This window comes from Janthinobacterium sp. NKUCC06_STL (assembly GCF_019345455.1).
GTDB lineage: Bacteria > Pseudomonadota > Gammaproteobacteria > Burkholderiales > Burkholderiaceae_D > Janthinobacterium > Janthinobacterium rivuli.
In genome coordinates this window covers 1-710 of the sequence record NZ_JAHKQY010000029.1, presented here as the reverse complement: position 1 = coordinate 710, position 710 = coordinate 1, and the positions used below count along the sequence as shown (strand labels likewise).

Genomic DNA, 710 nt, shown 5'->3' with positions numbered 1-710 from the left:
TGCTGCGCCACCAGGGTGGCGTCGCGGTGGTCGATGCTGCCGGCGTCGATGCGCAGCGCGCCATTGCCGATGAGTTTGCCGCCCTGCCCGTTCAGCGTGCTGGCCGTGATGGCCAGCACGCCATTGCCCGCATGCTCGATGCGCCCGTTCAGATTCGTCAAGATCGCTGCGCTCAGGTCAAGATCGCTGCTGTTGACGGCGATGCGTCCGCCCGTGTTGTTCAGCAGGCCCGTGGCAATGACGGTCTTGCCCTGCCCCGTCTGCACGATGTCGCCGCCGCTGTTGTCCAGGTTCGCCACCTGCAGGGCCAGCTGACCCGCACTCAATTGTCCCTTGCCCGTGTTCACCAGCGCCTGCGCGCTGCCCGCGTTGGCCGTGATCGACAGCAGGCCAGGCGTGCTGACCACCGCGCCCACCGTGGTGATGTTGCCGGCACGCGCCGTCAGGGCGATATTGGCGGCGCCCGTCTGGCTGCCGCTCAGGTCCAGCGACGTGCCCGTCAAGCTGGCCTGGCCAGCCGCCAGGTTCTGGCCGCCAGCCACGATGCCCTGCGTGGCGGTCAAGGTCAGGTTGCCGCTGGTCCCCAGGCTGCCGTCCGCTTGCAGGCCCGCGCCCAGCAAGCCGCTACTGGCAATGCTGTTGGCCTGCAAGATCGTGTTGCCCAGCGCCGCGATGGAACCGCTGTTCGTCAGCGCGCCACCCACCGTCCA

The 710-nt window shown here is 68.6% G+C and carries 1 protein-coding gene; it reads right to left on the bottom strand.

Going from position 1 to position 710, the window contains the following annotated elements; translation table 11 throughout:
* The coding region (locus KO539_RS29840; RefSeq protein WP_219313989.1) for a hypothetical protein at positions 1 to 710 on the bottom strand (710 nt) is incomplete at both ends.